We start from the raw sequence: 23,866 nt of genomic DNA, 5'->3' as shown, positions 1-23,866 counted from the left end.
TACTAACCTTCCCAGTCAAAGGTTTTAGTCACCGCTTTTTTCCATTGCTTGCGATAATGCGCCCGCTTTTCCGATTCCATCGCTGGTTTCCAGGTATGCGCAATTCCCCAATTTTTTCTAAGATCATCTAAGTTCTCCCAATAACCTACGGCTAGTCCAGCCGCGTAGGCTGCGCCTAGGGCGGTCGTTTCGATTATCTTAGGGCAAATCACCTCTTCGCCTATGATATCTGACTGGAACTGCATTAATAATTGATTTACGACCATTCCTCCGTCTACTCGAAGAGATGCAATCGGGATTCCGGCATCTTTTTCCATGGCTTCTAGCACTTCCCACGTTTGGAAAGCAGTGGCTTCCAATGCAGCACGCGCAATGTGCGATTTATTAATATAGCGCGTTAGGCCCACTAAGGCGCCACGAGCATCTTGCTTCCAATAAGGAGCGTATAAACCGGAGAAGGCGGGAACGAAATAGCAACCGCCATTGTCGTCTACTAATTTCGCCAGTTTTTCGATATCTGGGCTGTTCTTGATGATGCCTAAATTATCACGTAACCATTGAACTAGTGCTCCTGTGATGGCCACAGATCCCTCTAGGGCGTAATGCACAGGGTCGTTGCCTAATTGATAGGCGACGGTTGTTAAAAGGCCATATTGTGATGGAATCGCTTTCGTTCCCGTATTCATTAACAAGAAACAACCGGTCCCGTACGTATTCTTTCCTTGGCCAGGATCGAAGCAGGTTTGGCCTACCAAAGCCGCTTGCTGATCCCCTAAAATTCCGGCTAGTGGAACACCACCTAAAACTCCTTTTGCTTTCGCATAAACCAGGGAGCTAGATTTGATTTCTGGAAGCATCACTTTCGGAATGCTTAACACCTGAAGAATTTCATCATCCCAAGCGCAGGTCTGTAAGTCCATTAATTGAGTACGGCTTGCATTAGTCACATCGGTGATGTGAATTCCACCGTCTACGCCGCCCGTCAAATGCCAAGAAATAAAGGAATCCATCGTTCCAAAAAGGGCATCGCCTTTCTCCGCATCCGCACGTAATCCGTCAATATTATTTAATAACCAGCGAAGCTTTAATCCACTGAAATAAGTCGCTAGGGGCAAACCCGTTTTCGCTCTGAATCGATCCATTCCGCCATCTTTGGCTAATTCTGCCAGCTCCGAACCTACCCGCGTATCTTGCCAAACAATCGCGTTATAATAGGCTTTGCCCGTTTTCTTGTTCCAAACTACGGTGGTCTCCCGTTGATTCGTGATTCCCACCGCCACTAAATCCTTCGCAGACAAGTTCGCTTTGCCTAGCGCTAAACCGATCACTTCTTGGGTATTTTTCCAAATCTCATGCGAGTCATGCTCCACCCAGCCCGCTTGGGGATAGATTTGTTTGTGCTCTTTTTGGCCTACAGAAATAATCTCTCCTGCCTTATTAAAGATGATAAAACGGGAACTCGTCGTCCCCTGATCGATAGAACCTACGTACATAGTGAATTAGTTTAGGGTCAAAATAAAGGCACCCAATACCGCTCCCGCCGCAGGGCCCAATACCGGAATCCAAGCGTATTCCCAGCCCGAATCCCCTTTATTAGGAATAGGCAAAATGGCATGCATAATCCGAGGGCCTAAATCACGCGCCGGATTGATGGCATAACCAGTCGTTCCACCGAGTCCAAGACCAACGGCCCACACTAAAATACCCACCATGAAGGGTCCTAAACCCGTTTCAATAGTAGAAAAAGTGCCTAAAGCCACTACCGCCATAGCGGAAGCGAAGGCTTCTGAAATAAAATTAAAGGGAGTATTTTTAATCGCCGGATCCGTGCAGAAAGACGCGCGAATGGCTCCTTTATCCTCTGTAACATCGTAATGTGGCTTATAATGTAGCCAAACTAATAATTGCCCTAACATAGCTCCTAAAAGCTGAGCACCAATAAAGGTGGGGAATAAACTCCAATCGCCTGATTTTACACAACCTGCAATAGTGACAATCGGATTAAGGTGTGCGCCAGAGCTTCCGAAATAAGTAGAAACAAAGATGGCAATGGTTACCGCGAAAGCCCAAGCTGCCGCAATAGCTAATAATCCTGTGCCATTTCCTTTCGTGTCTTTTAATAACATATTGGCTACAACGCCATTTCCGAGGTATAATAGGGTTGCAGTTCCAGCGAGTTCGCCGATGAAAATTGATGACATAGGTTGAGGTTGTTATTTTGGTTTTCCAAAACTATAAAATCTTCTCAATAAAAAAATTATCTTTGATTTCAATTTGACAATTCGACGATGCGTGAAGATTATTTAACTGGGGATGCCGAATCGCTGAACCCGCAAGAGAAGGAGTTTGATAAGGCTTTAAGGCCATTGAGCTTTTTGGACTTTTCGGGCCAAGGAAAAATTGTAGATAACCTACAAATTTTCGTCGATGCGGCTAAAGCGCGTGAAGAAGCACTGGATCACGTCTTATTGCATGGGCCTCCAGGCTTAGGTAAAACGACTTTGTCACACATTATTGCGAACGAATTAGGCTCTACTCTGAAAATTACCTCGGGACCCGTTTTAGACAAACCATCCGATTTAGCTGGTTTGCTGACGAATTTGCAGCCCTTCGATGTGCTATTTATTGATGAAATTCACCGTTTGAATCCTATAGTGGAAGAATATTTATATTCCGCGATGGAGGATTACAAGATTGATATTATGTTGGATTCGGGTCCTAATGCACGTAGCATTCAGATTGGATTGAATCCTTTTACCTTGATTGGCGCTACGACAAGAGCGGGATTATTGACCTCTCCTTTGCGGGCTCGTTTTGGCATAAATGCGCGTCTGGAATATTATGATGCTGCTTTATTGACGAAAATCATAAAGCGCTCTGCCTCTATATTAGACATGCCCATCGATGAATCGGGGGCGTATGAAATAGCTAGACGTAGCCGAGGAACGCCACGTATTGCGAACAATTTATTGCGTCGTACCCGTGATTTTGCCCAAATGAAGGGTGACGGTACCATCGATGTGAAGATTGCCGAAATTGCTTTGAATGCCTTGGATGTAGACCAAAATGGGCTAGATGAAATGGATAATCGCATACTTTTAACCATCATTGAGAAATTCAAAGGAGGCCCGGTCGGCTTAACGACCATTGCCACTGCCTGTGGCGAGGAGGCCGAAACCATCGAAGAAGTTTATGAACCTTTTTTAATACAAGAGGGATTTTTAAAGCGTACCTCTCGGGGACGCGAGGCTACGGAAAAAGCATATCGCCATGTGGGGATTGCTCCCAGAGCCGAGACCGGATCTCTTTTTTAATTACACCTATGTCAACATCTAACAACCTAATCGCAGCGATGATGCTTATTTCTGCGTCTGCTTTGGCCCAAATGAAATACCCAGTTACGAAGAAAATCGATCATGTCGATAATTACCATGGAACGCAAGTCGCGGACCCTTATCGCTGGCTGGAAGATGATAATAGCGAGGAGACAAAGGCCTGGGTAAAGGCACAAAATGAGGTGAGCTTTGGTTATTTAAAGCAAATTCCTTTACGCGAGGAATTTAAAAATCGCATCGAGGCGCTCAGTAACTACGAAAAAATTTCAGCCCCTTCTCGTAAAGGAGAATGGTATTATTTCTACAAGAATTCCGGTTTACAGAATCAATCGGTTTTGTATCGTGTAAAAGGTCTGCAAGGAAAATCGGAACAAGTTATCGACCCAAACACCTTATCAAAAGACGGAACAACCCGACTAACGGTATTCTCTTTAAATAAAACAGGAAAATATGCCTGCGTCGGATTGAGTTTAAGCGGTAGCGATTGGCAAACCTATTATGTGCGTGATATGGAAACCGGCAAAAATCTAGCCGACGAATTGAGCTGGGTGAAAGTAAGTGGCGTGGCTTGGAAAGGGAATGGGTTTTACTATTCTCGTTATCCAGAACCAGGGAAAGGCAAGGAGTTAAGCACGAAGAATGAGAATCATCAAGTTTGGTTTCATACCGTAGGAACGTCGCAATCACAGGATCAATTGATTTATGAGGACTCGAAAAACCCGCAACGTTTCCACACGGTTAGCACATCGGATGATGAGCGATTTGCCTTTTTGACGATTTCGGATCGAGGCAAAGGTTTAGATGGAAATGCGCTGTGGATTTTAGATGCGTTGAAAAAAGAAACCAAGTTTAAGGCTATCGTTGCAGAACCGGGAAAATATGAATTTAGTGTCATTGACAACGATGGAGAGGTGTTGGTTATCGAGACAAACGAGGGTGCGCCGAACAAAAAAATTGTTCGTGTAGACCCTGTGCATCCTGAGAAGTCGAGTTGGAAAACTATTATAGCGGAAAAGCCGGAGCCTTTGCAAGGAGTGAATACGGTGGGCAATAGGTTGTTCTTGAATTATCTGAAAGATGTAACCTCGCGTGTTATTAGCTATGATTACCAAGGCAAAGAGCTCGGGGTGATAAGCTTACCGGGCTTAGGAAATGCGGGAGGTTTTGGCGGTGAAAAAGAAGATAAATTTACCTTTTACACCTATTCATCGTTTAATTTTCCACCTACTGTTTACCGCTATGACTTAGCGACGAAACAATCATCAGTCTTCCAAAAACCAAGCTTAGCTTTCGATCCAACAGATTATAGCGTGGTTCAAAAATTCTATCCATCTAAAGATGGCACCCAGGTTCCGATGTTCATCGTTTCCAAGAAGGGAATTGAATTAAACGGTAAAAACCCAACCATCTTGTATGGATATGGTGGATTTAATATTAGTTCGACACCTTCCTTTTCGGCAAGTTTAATTCCCTGGTTAGAAAAGGGTGGAATCTATGTGGTAGCGAATTTACGCGGCGGTAGCGAGTATGGAGAAAAATGGCACGAAGCGGGAATGAAGTTGAAAAAGCAAAATGTATTTGACGATTTCATCGCCGGTGCGGAATTCTTAATTCGTGAGAAATATACTTCCCCCGCCTATTTAGCGGCTTCGGGTCGTTCAAACGGCGGTTTATTAGTCGGTGCGGCGATAAACCAGCGTCCAGATTTATTCGCGGCGGCTCTTCCAGGTGTAGGCGTAATGGACATGTTACGTTTCCAAAAATTCACCATCGGCTGGAACTGGGTAGCCGATTACGGTAGCAGCGATAATGTAGACGAGTTTAAGGCACTTTATGCCTTTTCGCCCTTACACAACATTAAGGGAATGAATTACCCAGCTACCATGGTATTTACCTCCGATCATGATGACCGTGTTGTACCAGCACACTCATTTAAATATGCTGCGACCTTGCAAGAGAAGAATACGGCTTCCAAACCGATGATCATTCGAATCGATACCAACAGCGGACACGGATCATCGAATACCGCTAAACTAATTGAACTAACGGCTGATTCTTATGCCTTTGTTCTTTACAATATGGGGAAATAACCACCTTATCGAAAACAAAAAAAAGCCTGGAAAATACTTTCCAGGCTTTTTCATTCTCAAACCTTAAGCGGACTATTTAACTTCTACTCTTCTAACAGCGCCATCATTTCCTTGCGTAACACGTAAGAAATACACGCCTGCTCCAGCTTTCTTTAAGTCGATTTGACCTAAATAATCACCTTGGAAATCTTTTACGGATTCTGTTGCAATTTCTTTTCCGTTCACATCTGAAACGGCGATGGTTACATTGCCTTTTTCTACGGCTTTAAATCGAACATTTAATTTGCCATTGAAGGGTTGATTTTGTTTTCCTGAAAGACCTTGGATTGTTTTAGAACCCTTCTCTTCAGCCCATTTTTTTAGTTTTTTCAAACCTTTACCAGGTCTACCCATTGGGCCGTTAAACTTATCGTGTAGGTCTCTTAATTCTTTACCTAATCCTTCTGGTCCACCTTCTCCACGGAAGATCATCACATTAGGCTCTTGCCCGTGTGCTCCTGGCGCCATCCCTGGTCCGCCACGGCGAATAATTACACGCTTATCTGGTCCACCTTCCGCACCACCTTCGATTCTTTCGATGATGACATTGCCTGGTTGGTCTGACATACGGGAGTGACTCTTGTTCACATCCATGCGAATGATTTTTCTCTTACCACCCGAGGCATTTACGTTGATTTCTAAGGAGTCACTAAATTTTTTAACTTCCGCATCTGCCTTATCTAAGTCGGAAAATTTCTTCTCTATGATGCGTTCTTTGCCGTTCTCTATGACGACGATTTTAACGGTAGCTTCTTGTTTCTCTTGAGCAAAAGCAGCTGTGGATATACAAATGGCTAAAGCGGTGGTGAATAGGTATTTCATGATTTTTGGTTTTTGATCCGGTGCAAACTTACGAAAAGCATCGTAATCGTAAATGTTAAAGAGTGTTAATGTGATGAGCGGCTGTTATTTATCCCTTACATTTGCAGAGAATTATTTACCCTATGTCGAAACGTAAAATACGCTTATTGATTGCCTTGATGTCTTTTGCCCTCTTAGGATTAATTGGGTTTCAGGCTTATTGGTTGCGTTTTATGCTAGAGACGAAGCAGGAGAATTTTGCCAAAGACGTCCGCAATAGCCTCGAGCAGGTAGTCAGAAAATTAGAGAAGCAAGAATTGGTTGTTTTATCAGAACGACAAAAAAAATTCGAAACTATTGCCTCTGCGCCTAAACCAAAAGTTAAACCCGTTCCTGTTTATATCGAACCTGCTGTACTAGAGGAACATCCGGTTTTGGCACCCCCTCGCCAAGATGTGATTTTTGTGCGTAAATCATTCATGCTCCCTAATGGACAATTAGCGGAAGTAACAGAGGAATATACCGTAGATGAAGATCCAGAGGAGTTCAGGCAACGAATGCGTGTCGAAAAAGAGATGAATCGCATGCTGAAGAGAGAGCAGCAAAAGTTCATCAATAAAATGCGTCGTCGCCCTAATCACCTTAATCAAAATCTAGGGGATCGCAATGCACAATCTCAAGCTCAATTAGCGAAGGAAAAATCCGAGCGACAAGATTTGGAAAAAGTACTACAGAAAACGCAATTAGCAAAAGAAGTATTTTCTGACTTTTTATTCAAAGAAAGACCCATTCTGCAACGTATTCAACCGGCCTATTTAGACAGTTTGATTCGAAAAGAATTAGGCGATAAAGGGGTGAATTTGGGCTATTCTTTTGGGATTCAAAGTGCTCCTAAGGCATGGTCATATACCTCCTCCCCTGAAATTAAGCAACAAAAGGCCTTGTTTGAAGCTGCCTTATTTCCGAATGATTTACATCCGTCTAAGCACAAACTAAAGATTTATTTTCCTGATAGTGGAGCCTTTATCTGGCAAACGATGGGTTTAAGTTTAGCCGGTTCGGGCTTATTATTGCTCGTCATGATAGGCTGTTTTTACTTCGCGGTGCTGACCATTTTGAGACAAAAGAAATTAGCGATAGTGAAGAATGACTTCATTAATAATATGACGCACGAGTTTAAAACACCGATTACGTCTATATCCTTGGCAACTCAACTACTGCAAGAGGAACTGAAACCGGGAAAGAATGAGTCAATCTTGCGCTATTTGGGCATTATTAAAGACGAAAATGCCCGCTTAGGTCAGCAAGTGGAACGCGTATTACAAACCGCTCAAATGGAACGCGAAGAGATCACTTTAAGGCGGAAGAAGGTGGATGTGGCAGCACTAATTCAACAAGTAGCTGAGATTAATGGGCCATTGATTGAATCGGTGAATGGAACTTTGCAGCTCTCTTTAGGGGAGTATCCCGCTATTGTGGAAATAGATGAAGTGCACATATCCAATGTGTTGAATAATTTAATTGATAATGCGGTAAAATACAGCCCCTCTAATCCGCGCATTGAAATCGACGTGCGGACCCAAGATCAAGGGATTTTCATCCAAGTGAAAGACCAAGGGATGGGTATGCCTAAAGAGGCATTAAGCAATATTTTTGATGCATTCTATCGCGTCCCTACGGGTAATGTGCACAATGTGAAGGGCTTTGGCCTAGGCTTAAGTTATGTGAGAAAAATTGTGGAGGCCCATGGTGGGAAAGTACACGTGAAAAGTACTTTAGGAGAAGGAAGTACATTTGAAATCTATTTGCCCTATGTCAAAAACGCCTGAAATTTTAGTCGCAGAGGATGATCCTAACTTGGGATTGTTATTAACGGAATTCTTGAAAAAGAAGGGATATAAAGTGTCTTGGGCTCAAAACGGGGACGAAGCATTAGATCTTTTTGTGAAAGGCTCTTTCGATTTATGTTTATTGGATGTGATGATGCCTAAGAAGGATGGGTTTTCTTTAGCCAAAGACATTCGGGCAAATCACCAACAAGTGCCCATCATTTTCCTAACGGCGAAGTCGATGGAGGAAGATACGCTTCACGGTTTTAAGGTAGGAGCCGATGATTATTTGACCAAACCTTTTTCCATGGAGGTGCTCGTAGCAAGAATGGAAGCCATTCTTCGCAGGAGCCATTCGGATAAATCCGTTCCCAGTTTAGCTGACGTAATAGCCTTAGGGAATTATACCTACATTCCAGGAAAAATGCGCTTGAGCATCGGAGACACGGAGCTGAAGTTTACGCCTAAAGAGAACGAACTAATGAAGCTCTTGTGCGAAAATTTAGGTCGCCCTGTGAGCCGCAGCTACGCTTTAAAATTGATTTGGGGGGACGATACGTATTTCAATGCGCGCAGTATGGACGTGTATATGACGAAGTTGCGCAAGATGCTAAAAGAAGACCCTCGCGTCCAGCTTTTGAATCTGCACGGCGAGGGTTTCCGATTGAGTGTAGAAGGGCTCTAGTTAATGTGCGTAAAGCCTGTATAAGGTACTAGAGCTTCTGGAATTTTGATTCCGTCTGGACCTTGGTTATTTTCTAAAATAGACGCCACGATACGTGGTAAGGCTAAAGCGGATCCGTTCAATGTGTGACAAAGGATTGATTTTCCATCCACTTTCGTTCTCAACTTCAAGCGGTTCGCTTGGAAAGTCTCAAAATTACTTACAGAACTAACTTCTAACCAGCGGTTTTGGGCTCCAGACCAAGCTTCCATATCGTAAGTCAGCGCAGACGCAAAACCCATATCTCCACCACACAGGCGAAGCACACGGTAATGTAATCCTAATTTCTGCAACAGACCCTGAACGTGTAATGACATTTCCTCTAAAGCGGCATAAGATGATTCGGGCTTGTGAATCTGAACGATTTCTATTTTATCAAATTGATGTAAGCGATTCAAACCCCGCACGTGCGCACCCCAAGATCCTGCCTCGCGACGAAAACAGGGAGTGTGGCCCACGTTTTTGATTGGTAATTCTTTCTCATTCACGATCACATCGCGGTATAAGTTCGTAATAGGCACCTCTGCTGTAGGAATTAAGAATAAACCCTCTTCTTTCGTTACATACATTTGGCCTTCTTTATCCGGCAGTTGTCCTGTCCCGAAACCAGAGTCCTCATTAACTAAAATAGGTGGCTGAATCTCGTAATAACCCACTTTGATCGCTTCGTCTAAGAAGAAATTAATCAAGGCGCGTTGCAAGCGAGCCCCTTTCCCTTTGTAAACGGGGAAGCCTGCACCCGTAATTTTATTTCCTAAATCGAAATCGATGATGTCGTATTTCTTGATCAAATCCCAGTGAGGTTGCGCGTCAGCCGCTAATACGGGTACAGTTCCCCAGGTTAAAACGACCTCATTGTCTTCCGCTGTTTTGCCCGCTGGAACCGAGCTATGTGGAAGGTTAGGTAAGGTCACTAGAAGATCTGTTAATTCTTTTTCGGCCGCTTTTGCCGCCTCTTCCATTTCTTTAATCGAAGCTTTTAAGGCAGCTGTTTCTGCGCGCTTACCCTCGGCTAGTTCTTTTTGGCCCGATTGCATCAATGCCCCAATTTCTTTCGCTGCCGCATTTGATTTCTCTAAGGCGGACTCAGCTTGTTGTAAGAGGGTTTTGCGTTGATCGTCTTGTGCGATCAACGTAGCCACGATTTCAGCGGCATTCGCAACATGCTTCTTTTGTAAACCTGCGATCGTGGTTTCTTGATTCGCGCGAATGAATGGTATAGTTAACATAGCGTGGTTTTAGAAAAGTCCTTCGTTTAAAGCATTTAATGCATCATTTTTATGAGAGGCATCCACTAATAAAGAAATATTATGTTCTGAAGCACCATACGAAATCATTCGAATTGGGATGCTTTTGATGGCATCTAACACTTTGATAGCAATGCCTTCTTTATCGGCCCAGAAATTACCCACAATACAGATAATTACTTGGTTCATATCTGGATCTTCCAATTCGGCAAATTCACGTAATTCGCTCATAATCGCATCTAAATGCGTCGTTTGGTCGATGGTCACACTCACAGAAACCTCGGATGTGGTAATCATATCTACTGGAGTCTTGTATTTTTCAAACACCTCAAACACGCGCTTCAAGAAGCCATACGCATTCAACATACGTGTTGAATGGATATAAATTGCGGTGATATTATCTTTTGCAGCGATCGCCTTAATTTCGATATCGGTTGATTTTTCAGAGATTAAGGTGCCAAAAGCACTAGGCTCCATCGTATTTTTCAATCGAACCGGTACTCCTTTTAATTTTGCTGGCGTAATGGTACTTGGATGCAGGATTTTGGCCCCAAAATAAGCCAATTCTGCTGCCTCAGCGAAAGAAAGCTCCCGAATAGGGAAGGTGTTCTTCACGATGCGTGGATCATTATTGTGCATTCCATCGATATCCGTCCAAATCTGAATTTCCTCCGCCTGAATGGCTCCGCCGATCAAGGACGCCGTATAATCTGATCCTCCACGCTTTAAATTATCTACTTCACCTGCCGGATTGCGGCAGATAAATCCTTGTGTCACTAAAATTTGTCTATCCTTTACGGGAGCTACAACCGCAGCTAATTTTTGCTCGATAAGGGCTAAAACAGGTTCATTATCCTCATCGATTACCATAAAATCTAAGGCAGGCAATAAGGCAGAGCTAACTCCTTCTTCTTCTAAAAAAGCCTCGAAAATCTGCGTGGAAAGCAATTCGCCCAAAGCCACCATTTCCTTTTCTTGCTTTAAACCATAAGGTCTTGTGGCGATTAATCCATCGATAAAGGCAAATTCCTTTGCTATAATGGCTTGGCCTTTACCTAATCCAGCTGGCGTGTTGTATAATTCAGTCAAAAATTGATCGTAATGCGCGCGTAATTCATTCGCCTTCGCATTTGCCTCTGCCGTATTTCCATCATTCAAAGATGCTGAAATCGAAAGCAGGGTATTCGTGCTGCCTGAAAGGGCAGAAAGTACAACAATTTTCGGTTGACCATCCTCCGTAATTAGCTGACGGATTGATTTCATTCGCTCTGGTTTTCCGACGGAGGTACCTCCAAATTTCCAAACTTGCATGTCTTCTTGTATTATAGTCCTAACATTTTGATCGCAGTTATGGCTGCCTCATCACCCTTATTTCCATGTTTGCCTCCCGCGCGATTCATCGCTTGTTCTTGCGTATTAGTGGTTAAAACCCCAAAAATCACCGGTTTATCAAACTTCAAACTCACATTCGTAATCCCATCCGCCACCGCTTGGCAGATAAAATCGAAGTGCCTTGTTTCCCCCTGAATGACACAGCCTAAACAAATTACCGCATCAATGTTGGGTTTTTGAGCCATTTTCTGAGCCCCTAAACTTAATTCGAAGCTACCAGGAACTAAGACACTAAGTATATTTTCTTCTTTTACCCCATATTTCAACAGCGTATCAAAAGCACCCGTATACAAGGCATGCGTTACCTCCGTGTTCCATTCAGACACCACGATAGCAAATGTTTTGTTCGAAACATCTGGCAAATGTACTGTCGTAAAATCGCTTAAGTTTTTAAGTGCTGATGCCATGGGGATGGGGTTAAAAAAACAAGGGATAAAAGCTCAAGCTCTTATCCCTCCTTACATAATCTGTTCTATAAATTATTCAGAGATAGAGCTTTCTAAAATCGCTTTGTATTTCTTCGCTGGAATCGATTCAGCTGATTGTCCGTATTTCTCCACCAGGATGGAATACGTATCTATTGCCTCTTTTGATTGTTTATTTGCTTCATATGCGTTCGCTAATTTCAACAAATACATAGGAGTGAAGAACTTATTGGGCTTTTGTTCCGCTGCTTTCTTGTAGTAATCGATCGCATCAGATAAAGATTTCTTTTCTGAATAGGCATCCCCGATTAAAGAATAAGCACGTGCTTGAACTAATAAATCAGAGCTTGAAAAGTTTTTCAATTTCTCAATTGACTGATCGAATTTACCTTGTTTTAACAAGGTGATTCCTAAATATAAGTCAGCTAGGTTTTGGGTATTTCCACCAAACTCATCCGAAACTTTCGTTAATTCTTTCACCGCAGCTGCTGATGAATCTGATTCAAAAGCATAAACTGCTTTGAATAATTTCTTCTCGCCTTCTGCATCTTGTGTCGCAGTATACCATTGGTAACCGAAATAAGCTGCAATCACTAAGACTAATCCGCCTAAGATAGTTGCAATGCTAGATTTATTCTTGTCTACTAGTTCAGTAACTTTAGAAACTTCCTGTTGAAGAGCTTCTGGGCTCTCAATAATTTCAATCGATTCTACTTTTTCTTTCTTTGCCATAAGGTCATTAATTCGTTTGGCAGATTATTAATAGGTGCCAAAGGACTGCAAAATTATAAAATCTCTTTCATTTTTATCCACATTAATGGAATCTTTTGCATTTTATTTTTCAAATTTGAGGTAAATAAACCTATATGTCCTTTAATCGCCTAGATCAAATCCACAAACTCAATGAAACATTCGATATTTGTATTATCGGTGGTGGTGCGACAGGGGCAGGCGTAGCACTCGATGCAACCTTACGAGGATATAAAGTTTTATTGATTGAAAAAGGGGATTTCGCCAGTCAAACCTCCTCTAAGTCGACTAAATTAGTGCATGGCGGTGTTCGTTACCTCGAACAGGCCGTCCGAAATCTCGACTGGCATCAATTCAGAATGGTATATAAGGCTTTGCACGAACGCAAAACGCTGTTACAAAATGCTCCCCACCTGGCTCATCCTTTGGGATTATTAACTCCCTGTTACACCCACTGGCAACGCTGGTACTACCGGATAGGGATGTGGCTTTACGATAAAATTTCTGGTAGCACGAACTTGAAATCAAGTCGCGGTTTAAGTAAAAAAGAAATTCAAGCCGAGTTCCCTTCCATCGAATCACACCACTTGAGAGGTGGTGTTTTGTATTATGATGGACAGATGAATGACGCACGCTATGCCTTGGCTATTTTGAAGGAGGCGGAACGTTTAGGGGCTTGCATATTGAATTATGCCTGTTTACAGTCGTTTGAATTAGGCCAAAAGAGTTTAAAAATCAAGAAAGTCGTATTCAGTGATTCACTTTCACAGGAGTCCTTTACGATTCCCGTTAAGGCGGTGATAAATGCCACCGGGCCGTTTACGGACTCGGTTCGAGTGCTTGCAAATCCACGTTTGAAATCTCGAATGAAGGTGAGTCGCGGAGCTCATATCGTGTTGCCGGCTGAGTTTTGGCAAGGAGAAACTGCCCTATTAATTCCCAAAACGGATGATGGCCGGGTGATATTTGTAATTCCTTGGAGAGAATATGTGCTGGTGGGAACGACGGATGATCCGGATACCTTGTCGGAAACGCCTCACATTTTAGATGTGGAAAAAGAGTATCTCATTTCGTATTTTAATCGTTATTCATCTAAGAAAGCCACTTTAGAGGATATCAGCGCTACGTTTGTAGGCCAAAGACCTCTGCTCCAAGTGCAGCTCGATTCTGCCATGAATTCCGATACGAAATCCTTAGTTCGGGATCATGAGGTGGAAGTGGATGGACGATCGAAATTAGTTAGCATCTTGGGTGGAAAATGGACAACTTATCGCGTGATGGCATCGGATACGTTGGATGTGTTAGAAAGGGAGGTTTTACGCGTTGCGGTGAAGCCTTGTTTAACTAAGAATCATGCCCTAGTGCCAGTATCTTCAGTCGAATTGCCTGTAGATCTTGCCCCAGATATTCGTGAGCATTTAACACAATTGTATGGACCCAAAGCCGGCGAAGTCTATGCATATGGTTCAGAACGTTTATTAGCGGACGAACCATATCTAGTAGGGGAACTCAACTATGTAAAGGAGGAAGAAATGGCAGTGACTTGGGAAGATGTTTTAGCCCGCCGTTGGGGGATTTCCATGCGGGATGAAGCAATGGCAGAGCGATTAAAGGCCATAAAAAAAGAGGCTTTCGCCTCTTAATTTGTACTAATTGATTTTAATATTCGTCCTCGTTAAAGAAGAAATCATCTTTAGTCGGATAATCCGGCCAAATCTCTTCGATACTTTCGAATGGCTGACCATCGTCCTCTAATTCTTGTAGGTTTTCTACCACTTCTAATGGAGAACCCGTACGGATTGCGAAGTCAATTAATTCATCTTTAGACGCTGGCCAAGGCGCGTCTTCTAAATAGGAAGCAAGTTCTAGTGTCCAATACATAATTTATAGCTAATAATATTTTGCGTAATTCAAGAGGGGTTTTCGTTTTTCTAAACCCTTCCTAAGTGCAAAAGTAAAATAAAAATGTATTTATGAAAGATTTATTTTTTAAATTTTCATTAATTATCAAAACCTTGATTTAATCTACCTTCTATGGCTAATTCAACCCCTGTTTCTGTTGAAGTTTGTGCTTATTCTTTATTTTCCTGTTTAGCAGCAGATCGAGCAGGTGCGCAGCGAGTGGAACTTTGTGCATCCCCTTGGGAAGGAGGAACAACTCCGAGTGCGGGATTAGTAGAACAAGCCTTATTATCGACTTCTTTAGAGATTCATGCGATGGTTCGTCCGAGAGGAGGGGATTTTGTGTACGATTCCGCGGAGAAGCAAACGATGTTAGCTGAGGCTCGTTCCTTAGTGGCACAAGGAGTTCACGGAATCGTGGTAGGTGCTTTATTGCCATCGGGGGATTTAGATGTGGAATTCATGAAGGCGTTTAGAAAAATTGCCGGTGATCGGGAATTGACTTGTCATCGCGCCATTGATGTATCGCGGGATCCTTTAGGCGTGATGGAGGAATTAATTTCGATCGGATTTGATCGGATTTTAACTTCGGGAGGCAAAAATAAAGCCTTAGATGGAATTGAAAATCTAGCCGAAATGGTAGCGGCCTCTACAGGTCGTATTCAAATCATGGCAGGAAGTGGGGTAAATCCAATGAATTGCTTGGACTTTGTTCAAATCGGGGTAAGTGCTATTCACTTAAGCGCTAGAACGGTCCGAAATTCTGAAATGCAATACCGACGTCCGGGAATATCCATGGGAGGGGTAGCGGAGATTTCAGAATTTGAGGTAGCCTACTCGAGCGAAGAAATCATCCGAGCGGCTATCTCTAAAATTCAAGAATTATTCAGCGAATAAATCCGTTGTTTGCCATGCTTTCTCTGGCATGGTAGAAATATCGTATAAACCTACTTCTGTACGCTTGTAGGTAGGTATTTTGAATTCAGCATCCGACATAGAGCCGTGTTTGAACTTCTCTATCATTTGAGCAAAACGAGCTTCCTCAGAATCTACAGAAACAGACGCGCCGCTTTCTAATTCGCCATCTAATTCTACACTATCCCCAGGATTCAAGAATACAGGAGCCATTCGCTTCACCATTTTGCGCATTCCGCCATCCATTCCGCTCGAATCTTGTTCGAATCCAGCTGCAATCACAGTTAAATAAAGGTCATCCCCTAACTCTTCATCCGTAGAGAATCCAAATTTCACCATATCCGCTTGCGCATCAATTCGTTCGTTTAGGTATTCGATGATCGCATCTTTTTCCCAAATCAATAAATCCTTTTCGCTACTAGTCGAAACCGTCACGAGAATACGCTTAGCACCTTTGATTTCTTGGGAGTTCAATAAGGGGGAGTTCAAAGCCTCTACAATGGCCGCTTTCGCTCTTTCCTCACCCGTTCCTAAAGCAGAACTCATCATCGCTTGACCGGCGTTTGTTAACACCTTTTTCACGTCCATAAAGTCCGTGTTGATATCGCCTGGTTTTGCAATTACATCTACCACTGATTTAACTGCCTTTGCTAATACATCATCCGCTTTCGCAAATGCGTGTTTTACCGCTAAATCCTTGTAGTGTTCTGATATTTTATCGTTCATGATCACTAAAACTGTATCGCAATACTCCTTTAGTTCTTCAATCCCGTCTCTTGCATATTGAATTTTCTCTTTCCCTTCCCAATTGTAGGGGAATGAAACCACCGCTACGGTTAATAAATCGCGGTCTCTGGCGATCTCGGCAACAACCGGTGCAGCACCCGTTCCTGTTCCACCACCCATACCAGCCGTAATGAAAACCATTTTAGTCTCATTAGAAAGAACAGCCTTGATTTTTTCTTGACTTTCCATAGCCGCTTGCTTTCCCACTTCTGGGTCAGTCCCTGCGCCTAAACCTTGTTCTCCTAATTTAATTTTAGTTTTAACTGAACTAGATGCCAAAGCTTGAGAATCTGTATTGCAGATAATCAAATCAGCACCCTTAATCTTCAGGTTATCCATGTGCTTCACCGCATTGGATCCGCCGCCCCCGATTCCGATCACTTTGATGATAGACTTAAAGGATGTTTCTGGCACTACTTCGATTTGATGGTCAAAAAAGGATGGATTTTCGCTACTCATTGTATCAGGTCAAATGTTCTTAAATGTAAAAATAATAGAAATATGCAATAATTTAATCATTTCCCCAGCGCCATTCATTTCCTAATTCTAGTTCATGGCGTAGGTTATGTTTGATGAAGAATTCTTTAGTCGAATAGAAGTCTAATTTTTTAGCTGGAATTTGTTCCGCATTGGCTAAACCATATAGCAGCATCGTGGTATATTTCACGGTATTTTCCATCTCTTTTTTATTGACTAAACTAAAATCATCGCAATTTGCGTGGTAGCAATCTAATACATTGCGCGCCAGTTTTCCCATCGGATCTGCCGCAGGAATACCTTCCATTAAGAACGTCTGATTATCAGAATGTAGTCCAGGAGAATTCGTTAAATGATTGCCAAAATCCCCATCAATAGCCTTTATCTGATCCCCAATTGATTTCAAAATAGACATCATCTCATCGCGTCCACCCGCATTAAAACCATGGACATCATTCGTCATATCTAAATTAATCATGTAAACTACTTCATCCAACTCCCCTAATTTCTTCGCACGCTCCACATAGGCTTTCGAACCTAATAAACCTTCTTCTTCTCCCATGAAGGCGACAAATTCAATCGTACGCTTACTGCTTAAACCTAAAGCTTTAAAGGTTCTGGCTACATCGAGTACTGAAAAAGATCCAATACCATTATCGATGGCACCTGTCGCTAAATCCCACGAATCCAAATGGCCTCCAATCACGATTTTTTCTTTTCTTAATTTCGTGCTTGTCCCTTTTAATGTCGCCACCACGTTACGGGCCTTAATCGGTTTGCTCACATTATGCATTTCAATCAAACTTAACAAGCCTGGTTGATCTTTCATCCATTTTCTAATTTCTGTGCCATTTTCTAATGAAATACATACGGCAGGGATACTGATTAAATTTCCTGTTACAGAGGCAGTTCCTGTTAATAAGACTTGGCCTTTTACTGTATTAACGAAAATGACTCCCATCGCACCATGCTGAATGGCTAAAGCCGTTTTTTCGGATCGATGTAGATTTTTTGTTCCGGCTGCTGCCTCTAATAATCCAATGTTCGCTAAAACAACTTTTCCTTTGACATCTTTGCCTGTATAATCGGCATCTAAACCGTTCCCTAAATCTACAATGGTTCCTTGAATGTTAGCATCCACAGGAGTCATGGCTAAAGAAACGACAGGAACTTCCCTAAAATCATCTGATTTAGGCGGAGCGATGGACAAAGTAACCGTATCACGCGCCCATGCTTCTACTTGAAATCCTTGGAATTTAGTATCCTTAAACCCATATTCTTTCAGCAAACGAAAAGCATATTCTTCTGCCTTTTTTCCTTTCTCGCTACCCGTTAATCGATGCCCTATGGTCTTGCAAGCGTCTTCAAGTGAACTATATGCTTTTGAATGCAAATCAACTTCTACTTTAATCTTTTTGAAAACATCTTTCAAATCATCCTCTCCTTCAATAGACACGAAAGAAGATGTAAAAAGTGATAAAGAAAGCGCTAAAATTCCAAGGGTTAATTTTCTCATGTGGGATTTTTAAATAACTCTTTAAATTTAGCTTTTTTCGCGTAAAATCACAATCAGCCAGACCAATTTTCCCGATCTAAATTTCGGTAGGTAATTGCTTCCGCTAGATGTTTGCTTTGAATCTCGGATGATTGGGCTAAATCAGCAATCGTTCTAGCCATTTTTAAAATTCGATCATGGGCGCGGGCCGACAATTGCAGCCTCTCAATGGCATTTTGCAGTAAGGACGATGAAACGAGATCTAGTTTACAAACCACCTTTACTTGCTCCGAATTCATCTCTGCGTTAGTTCGGATAGTATGATGCTGATGAAATCGTTCTTTTTGTCTTTCTCTCGCCATAATCACGCGTTCTCGAATGCATGAACTTGATTCACTAGCTTGGTCATTAAACATGTCTGGGTATTTTAGGGGGAATACCTCTAAATGCATATCGATTCGATCCAGCAAGGGGCCAGAAATTCGGTGTAGGTATCTGTCCACTTGGTAAGGTTTGCAGGTGCAAGGTTTATCAGGGTGATGAAAATAACCACAAGGGCAAGGGTTCATGGCAGAAATGAGGAGAAAATTAGCGGGGAATTCCACCGTTCCGTGTGCACGAGAAATGGGTACTTTCCTTTCCTCTAGCGGTTGCCTTAATAGTTCTAAGACGTTACGTTGAAACTCAGGTAGTTCATCTAGGAATAGCACACCTTGGTGGGCAAGGGAAATTTCTCCTGGCTGCGGGTTTGTGCGGCCTCCGATTAATGCGGTGGCCGAAATACTGTGGTGAAGTGCTCGAAAGGGCCTCTCTGTTATGAGGGGATTATCAGAACTTAACCTCCCTACGATGGAATGGATTTGGGTGGTTTCGATAATTTCGCTGAGACTCATGGGAGGCATGATGGAGGGGATTCGTTGCGCCATCATCGTTTTACCCGCTCCCGGCGGCCCTATCAGGAGTAGATTATGTGCGCCAGCAACCGCGATTTCAATCGCTCGCTTGGCTTTTTCTTGACCTTTGATTTGGGAGAAATCGTCCTCATAATGCACTATTTCTGGCTGAGCGGGAGGTGCTTTTACGGCAGCTTGTGTCCGTCCGTGCAGGAAACGAATCGCATCCCGCAAATTATCCATAGCATATATGTTTAGACCTTCTATCAAGGCGGCTTCGATCGCATTTTCCCGCGGAAGCATGAGGGATTTGATGCCTTGTTTTTTAGCTTCGATAGCCATGGATAAAGCACCTTTAATAGGTCTAATTTCACCCGTTAAGGACAGTTCTCCCATGATTAAATAGTCGGAAAGGCTAGACATCTTCGTCTGTTCAGAGGCTTGAAGCAGCCCGAGTGCAATGGGGAGGTCGTAGCCTGATCCTTCTTTTCTGACGTCAGCTGGAGCCAGATTGATGACGACTTTTCTTCGGGGGAAGAAATAACCAATTTGTTTGATGGCAGATTCCACGCGTTGAATGGATTCCTTTATGGTGGAATCAGGCAAGCCCACTAAGTAACATTTAGAGCCTTGTCCTACATGGGTTTCGATGGTAATAATGGAGGCATGAATGCCCACGAGGGCACTGCCAAAAGTTTTCGCTAACATAGTGGTCGTTTAGGACACAATGTTAATCGAACGATCCCGAATTAAATATCAGTTAATTGGATACCGTCAAAATTTACCAAGAACTTGGTTTTTACCCCAAAAATCAAGGGCTGGTTATTCGGAATATGTCCAGCTGGAAAATTGAAGGCAATGGGAAATGAAGTCCCTGCAGTATGTTCTGCCACTAATTCGTAGGCCGTTTTTCCGATGGTCAAACTCGCCTCGTTACAATCGGTAAAGCCGCCAAGGATCAATCCAGCTAGGTTTTGGAAATATCCCGCTCTTTTTAATTGTACTAACATGCGGTCAACATGGTATAAACGTTCACCTACTTCTTCGATGAATAGAATCTTGCCATCTGTAGATGCGAAAGTCGAAGTACCCACTAGGTGGCATAAAAGGGATAAATTTCCACCGATGATTTCCGCGGAGGCTTCACCAAATCGGTTCAAGGGATGCGCCTCAGCGGATAAAGAAAGCGCCCCATCGAATAATAAGGAATGCAAGTTTTGCAATGCGGATTCTCCGCCTTTTTGGCAAAAATTATGCGGCATAGGCCCATGTATGCTTGCAAAACCTAAGTGATCTACTTCACATAAAAGTGCCGTAATGTCTGAAAAACCCACGATCCATTTGGGAGACGAAATAAACCCTGAAAAATCCAGCGAATCCAGCAAACGAGAAGATCCATATCCCCCACGAATAGGAAAAATGGCCTTAATCGAGGGGTCATCTAACATCTGTTGAAGATCAGCTAATCGCTCCTCATCCGTTCCACCAAGGCCAAAATGGCGAGCTAAATAATTAGGCGCTTTGCGCACACGAAGTCCCCAGCTTTCTAACACCTCTACACCCAGCTTCCAGTTTTCGGACGCAGGAAAAGAGGCAGGGGACAAAATAGCCACTTCGTCACCAGGCTGTAAATACGGGGGAATTATCCGAGTCATGCTGTAAATATCTGCTTTTTTTTAGGATCCTCAAGGGCTAAATTTCGTAATATTGTAAAAAAGCTATTCTTATCGCCCCTGCAGATTTAAATCTTGTTCATCCTATTTACAATCCGCATCCAGGATGGGCGGAAGAATTGCTCCATTATTACACCCTGTTTAAGGAGGCCATTCCTACCGAAACTTCGATAGAACTTTATTTAGTAAATGATGGGAGCAAATCAGGTATTCGCCCGGAAGACATAGCGCTTTTAGAGCGGGGAATAAACCGTTTTACCTATATTGATTCTCTTGTGAATCAGGGTAAAGGAGGCGCTTTACGAGATGCAGTTCGACAAACTACGGGTAAATGGGTCATCTATACCGATGCCGATTACCCTTATTTAATCGAGAATGCCGTGGATATGTTCCACTTATTATCCACAGATGCGGCTGATGTCGTGGTAGGGGTTCGCGATGAGCAATATTATGATCAATTGCCTTTAGGGCGTAAGATATTTTCCCTTTCCTTGAAGGTGATGAATTATTTATTTTTCCCTCAATTGAAAGTAAAGGACACACAATCGGGTTTGAAAGGGTTTAATCAAAAAGGGAAAGAGATCTTCTTACAGACGCGGATTCCCGCCTTTCTTTTTGATATGGAATTTTTAGTTTTGGCTTCCAAAAACCCAGATATTCGCATTCACTGGATTTACGTACAAGCGAGAGAAGGTATCGTTTTTTCGACAATGCGCGCGAAGACGATTATGACGGAATTGTATAATTTCACCACCATTCTATTTCGCCGCAAAGAATGAACCCAATTCTGATTACCATTGATGTAGAAGAATGCGATATTCCATTGGAATACGGAATGACGATTCCCTTGGTAGAGCAATTAGCGATATCTCGTGAGGGCTTAGCGCATTTTATGCAGATAGTGGAGGAGGCGGGTATTCCGGTGACCGTTTTTTGTACGGGGGTATATGCGGAAAACAACGTAGAATGGATAAAAGAGTTGAATCCGATGCACGAGTTAGCGTCTCATGGCTATTATCATGGTCATTTTGATGCGTCTAAAGACCTTTTAAGTTCTAAAAAGCTATTGGAAAAATTGAGCGAAAAACCCGTCACTGGCTTTCGAATGGCTCGAATGCAATATGTGGAAGAGAGTGAGATTTTACAGGCGGGTTATGCCTACCATTCTTCCTTGAATCCCACTTGGATTCCGGGACGCTATGATCACCGCGATAAACCAACCCAACCCTTTTTCGAAAAAGGATTGTGGAATGTGCCTGCATCGGTTAGCCCTTGGTTGCGGATTCCCCTATTTTGGCTCGCATTTAAAAATTTCCCCCTCTGGATATATACGTTGTTAGCGAAGCGAACATTGCGCAAGCAAGGCTTTTTGAATATCTACTTTCATCCATGGGAATTTGCAGATTTAAGTAAATATCCATTGCCAGGACACGTTAAGCGAGGGCATAATGGACCTTTGCGAGATAAATTGCGTTCTTTTTTAGGCCAAATGAAAGGGGAGGGAGATTTTACGACGATGGCCCAAATGCTGGAAAACCATGAATAAGAAATCCACTTTATTGATTATTTGGGCATTAGCAGGTTTAGTAACGGGCTGGAAACAGTTTTCGCTGAGCGCTGTTCATTCTCACATCAATAATTTTCAGATTTTCAAAGCAAGTTTCGGTCATTTCGTGCGCCGTATGCCGCTCTATTTAGAATACCCCAAAGAATATTTTGACCTCTATTTATACGGCCCCATTTTCTCTCTATTAATGGCCCCATTTTCTATGCTCAGTGATGGCCCCAGCGTGATTTTGTGGAATATATTGAATTCGGTGGTCTTATTTGTGACGCTTTGGCATCTGCCTATCCTGGAGAATAAGCGGGTGGCGATCGCCTGGATTGTGCTGAATTCATCGATTACGGCCCTTTTAAATACGCAATTTCATGCGATTTGTTTGGCCTTAATTCTCTGGTCCTACATCTGTGTAGAGAATAAAAACTATTTCTGGGCGACGCTCTGGATCGTTTTAGGCATCTATATTAAGTTGTATGGGGTAGTTGGATTAGCCTTTTTCTTCTTTGCCAAAGATCGTCTCCGTTTCGCCGCCTACTTCGTTTTCTGGATGCTGGTGATTGGTTTTATTCCTTTGGCCTTAGGCGGATTCGATTACGGAATGCAAACCTACCGAGATTGGATGGGAATTTTAGCTCATAAAAACGAGTTGAATGAAAATATCAAAAACATTCGCACGGACGTTTGCGTGATGGGGATGATTCGCCGCTGGACAGGCGATCCGAACATCTCGAATCTTTGGTTCCTAATTCCTTCTATGATCCTGAATGTCTATTTGTTCTTCCAAACTAAAAAATGGTCTGATCCCGATTTTAGATTACGCATTTTAGCTTTCGTTCTTCTATATATTATGTTAGCGAGTACAGGCACAGAATCCCCTACCTTAGTGATGGCATTTCCAGCCGTTGGAATCTGGTTTGTTTTAGGGGAAAAAACAAAAGCGCGTTGGGCGATGTTGATTTTCACCTTATTGATTTCCAGTTTTTCTCCTACGGATTTATTCCCAGCCTATATAAGGAATGAATTTATTAATCCTCTGGCTTTGATGATTCTGCCCTTATTCGGTGTATGGATCTGGTTAGCCTGGGATCTGTTTAGAGAAAAACAACCTCAGATATAATGTCCTGCTGAGCTGTTTTATTCAATAGCTCGATCATTTTTTGTTTGGCCATCAAAAGCTCTTTCTTTAATGGGGCGGAATCTAGGCCTAAAAAGAGTTTTTTATCCTTAATAAAGATTTTAGTCGTGCGTGCTGCAATGGGTTTGCCCATAATTTCTTCCCAATGAGCGACAATATAAGTTTCGTCGTATTTGTTTTGCAGCTTGTATACGCGTAATAGAGATTCGATTGCTTCTTTCAGGCTCATATTATCCTTACTTCTGGTGGAAGCTCTGGGACCTGTAGGATTGAAGGGGGAATCGATCATTATGCTATTTTTGACTTCCAAAATTAAGCCATTAATTACGTTTAATCAGGAAATTCTAAACAAAATTTAATTTTTTTTTAATTTTTTTATAATTCAATAATCCCCAAA

22 protein-coding genes are annotated in these 23,866 nt (G+C 42.6%); 9 read left to right on the top strand and 13 right to left on the bottom strand.

The window, feature by feature from the left end; genetic code table 11:
• Window positions 1–2: 2 nt before the first annotated feature.
• Together glpK and ACST14_RS05000 are read right to left on the bottom strand one after the other, a co-directional pair.
• The gene (gene glpK / locus ACST14_RS05005; RefSeq protein WP_459461184.1) at window positions 3–1,493 is read right to left on the bottom strand and encodes a glycerol kinase GlpK; all 1,491 of its coding nucleotides are present in this window, start codon (window positions 1,491–1,493) and stop codon (window positions 3–5) included.
• Between the two features lie 6 nt (window positions 1,494–1,499).
• The gene (locus tag ACST14_RS05000; protein ID WP_459461182.1) at window positions 1,500–2,201 is read right to left on the bottom strand and encodes an MIP/aquaporin family protein; all 702 of its coding nucleotides are present in this window, start codon (window positions 2,199–2,201) and stop codon (window positions 1,500–1,502) included.
• A gap of 87 nt (window positions 2,202–2,288) precedes the next feature.
• On the opposite strand from ACST14_RS05000, the gene ruvB reads away from it, so the two are divergent.
• Both ruvB and ACST14_RS04990 read left to right on the top strand, forming a co-directional pair.
• Complete coding sequence (gene ruvB / locus ACST14_RS04995; protein WP_459461180.1) at window positions 2,289–3,314, top strand: Holliday junction branch migration DNA helicase RuvB; 1,026 nt, start codon at window positions 2,289–2,291, stop codon at window positions 3,312–3,314.
• A gap of 8 nt (window positions 3,315–3,322) precedes the next feature.
• Entirely contained in the window at window positions 3,323–5,425 is a 2,103-nt protein-coding gene (locus ACST14_RS04990; RefSeq protein WP_459461178.1) for a prolyl oligopeptidase family serine peptidase, read from the top strand.
• A gap of 72 nt (window positions 5,426–5,497) precedes the next feature.
• Here ACST14_RS04990 and ACST14_RS04985 read toward each other — a convergent pair whose 3' ends face one another.
• Complete coding sequence (locus ACST14_RS04985) at window positions 5,498–6,286, bottom strand: T9SS type A sorting domain-containing protein (RefSeq protein WP_459461176.1); 789 nt, start codon at window positions 6,284–6,286, stop codon at window positions 5,498–5,500.
• 122 nt (window positions 6,287–6,408) lie between these two features.
• Here ACST14_RS04985 and ACST14_RS04980 point away from each other — a divergent pair, with 122 nt between their 5' ends.
• Together ACST14_RS04980 and ACST14_RS04975 are read left to right on the top strand one after the other, a co-directional pair.
• A complete protein-coding gene (locus ACST14_RS04980) occupies window positions 6,409–8,094 on the top strand; it encodes a sensor histidine kinase (RefSeq protein ID WP_459461174.1) in 1,686 nt (561 codons plus the stop codon).
• Entirely contained in the window at window positions 8,078–8,779 is a 702-nt protein-coding gene (locus tag ACST14_RS04975) for a response regulator transcription factor (RefSeq protein WP_459461172.1), read from the top strand. The genes ACST14_RS04980 and ACST14_RS04975 overlap by 17 nt, the downstream gene beginning before the upstream one ends.
• Here the strand turns inward: ACST14_RS04975 and serS are convergent.
• The 4 genes from serS to ACST14_RS04955 all read right to left on the bottom strand — a co-directional run bounded on the left by serS (window position 8,776) and on the right by ACST14_RS04955 (window position 12,614).
• Complete coding sequence (gene serS, locus ACST14_RS04970) at window positions 8,776–10,047, bottom strand: serine--tRNA ligase (RefSeq protein WP_459461170.1); 1,272 nt, start codon at window positions 10,045–10,047, stop codon at window positions 8,776–8,778. The two genes, ACST14_RS04975 and serS, sit on opposite strands and share 4 nt — an antisense overlap.
• Before the next feature lie 9 nt (window positions 10,048–10,056).
• Window positions 10,057–11,376, bottom strand: a complete 1,320-nt coding sequence (locus tag ACST14_RS04965; protein WP_459461168.1) for an aspartate kinase — start codon at window positions 11,374–11,376, stop codon at window positions 10,057–10,059.
• 11 nt (window positions 11,377–11,387) lie between these two features.
• On the bottom strand, window positions 11,388–11,864 hold the full coding sequence (gene ribH / locus ACST14_RS04960; protein ID WP_459461166.1) for a 6,7-dimethyl-8-ribityllumazine synthase: 477 nt from the start codon (window positions 11,862–11,864) through the stop codon (window positions 11,388–11,390).
• A gap of 72 nt (window positions 11,865–11,936) precedes the next feature.
• On the bottom strand, window positions 11,937–12,614 hold the full coding sequence (locus tag ACST14_RS04955; protein ID WP_459461164.1) for a tetratricopeptide repeat protein: 678 nt from the start codon (window positions 12,612–12,614) through the stop codon (window positions 11,937–11,939).
• Window positions 12,615–12,748: 134 nt separating this feature from the next.
• Here ACST14_RS04955 and ACST14_RS04950 point away from each other — a divergent pair, with 134 nt between their 5' ends.
• A complete protein-coding gene (locus tag ACST14_RS04950) occupies window positions 12,749–14,275 on the top strand; it encodes a glycerol-3-phosphate dehydrogenase/oxidase (protein WP_459461162.1) in 1,527 nt (508 codons plus the stop codon).
• A gap of 16 nt (window positions 14,276–14,291) precedes the next feature.
• Here the strand turns inward: ACST14_RS04950 and ACST14_RS04945 are convergent, their stop codons facing one another.
• A complete protein-coding gene (locus ACST14_RS04945) occupies window positions 14,292–14,513 on the bottom strand; it encodes a DUF2795 domain-containing protein (RefSeq protein ID WP_130895915.1) in 222 nt (73 codons plus the stop codon).
• A gap of 153 nt (window positions 14,514–14,666) precedes the next feature.
• On the opposite strand from ACST14_RS04945, the gene ACST14_RS04940 reads away from it, so the two are divergent.
• Window positions 14,667–15,431, top strand: a complete 765-nt coding sequence (locus ACST14_RS04940) for a copper homeostasis protein CutC (protein WP_459461160.1) — start codon at window positions 14,667–14,669, stop codon at window positions 15,429–15,431.
• Here ACST14_RS04940 and ftsZ read toward each other — a convergent pair.
• The 4 genes from ftsZ to ACST14_RS04920 are packed head-to-tail and all read right to left on the bottom strand — an operon-like array spanning window position 15,417 to window position 20,755.
• Window positions 15,417–16,694 (bottom strand): cell division protein FtsZ, encoded by a 1,278-nt coding sequence (gene ftsZ, locus ACST14_RS04935; RefSeq protein WP_459461158.1) that lies wholly within the window; start codon window positions 16,692–16,694, stop codon window positions 15,417–15,419. The genes ACST14_RS04940 and ftsZ overlap by 15 nt on opposite strands.
• Window positions 16,695–16,746: 52 nt before the next feature.
• Entirely contained in the window at window positions 16,747–18,228 is a 1,482-nt protein-coding gene (locus tag ACST14_RS04930) for a M20/M25/M40 family metallo-hydrolase (RefSeq protein ID WP_459461156.1), read from the bottom strand.
• 53 nt (window positions 18,229–18,281) lie between these two features.
• Window positions 18,282–19,808 carry a YifB family Mg chelatase-like AAA ATPase gene (locus ACST14_RS04925; protein WP_459461154.1) on the bottom strand — a complete coding sequence of 509 codons (1,527 nt, stop codon included), beginning with the start codon at window positions 19,806–19,808 and terminating at the stop codon, window positions 18,282–18,284.
• A 41-nt stretch (window positions 19,809–19,849) separates the two neighbouring features.
• Window positions 19,850–20,755, bottom strand: coding sequence for a S66 peptidase family protein (locus ACST14_RS04920; protein WP_459461152.1), 906 nt, complete (start codon window positions 20,753–20,755; stop codon window positions 19,850–19,852).
• Between the two features lie 137 nt (window positions 20,756–20,892).
• Here ACST14_RS04920 and ACST14_RS04915 point away from each other — a divergent pair, with 137 nt between their 5' ends.
• From ACST14_RS04915 to ACST14_RS04905, 3 genes are read left to right on the top strand one after another with little or no spacing between them, the layout of a single operon-like run.
• A complete protein-coding gene (locus tag ACST14_RS04915; protein WP_459461150.1) occupies window positions 20,893–21,552 on the top strand; it encodes a glycosyltransferase in 660 nt (219 codons plus the stop codon).
• Window positions 21,549–22,319 (top strand): polysaccharide deacetylase family protein, encoded by a 771-nt coding sequence (locus ACST14_RS04910; RefSeq protein WP_459461148.1) that lies wholly within the window; start codon window positions 21,549–21,551, stop codon window positions 22,317–22,319. The genes ACST14_RS04915 and ACST14_RS04910 overlap by 4 nt, the downstream gene beginning before the upstream one ends.
• A complete protein-coding gene (locus ACST14_RS04905) occupies window positions 22,312–23,451 on the top strand; it encodes a glycosyltransferase family 87 protein (RefSeq protein ID WP_459461146.1) in 1,140 nt (379 codons plus the stop codon). The genes ACST14_RS04910 and ACST14_RS04905 overlap by 8 nt, the downstream gene beginning before the upstream one ends.
• On the opposite strand, the gene ACST14_RS04900 is transcribed toward ACST14_RS04905, so the two are convergent.
• Window positions 23,426–23,758 carry a DciA family protein gene (locus ACST14_RS04900; RefSeq protein WP_459461144.1) on the bottom strand — a complete coding sequence of 111 codons (333 nt, stop codon included), beginning with the start codon at window positions 23,756–23,758 and terminating at the stop codon, window positions 23,426–23,428. The genes ACST14_RS04905 and ACST14_RS04900 overlap by 26 nt on opposite strands.
• Between the last annotated feature and the right edge of the window lie 108 nt (window positions 23,759–23,866).

The organism is Aquirufa sp. A-Brett2-15D, assembly GCF_054558735.1.
This window is presented reverse-complemented; position numbering and strand designations above follow the sequence as displayed.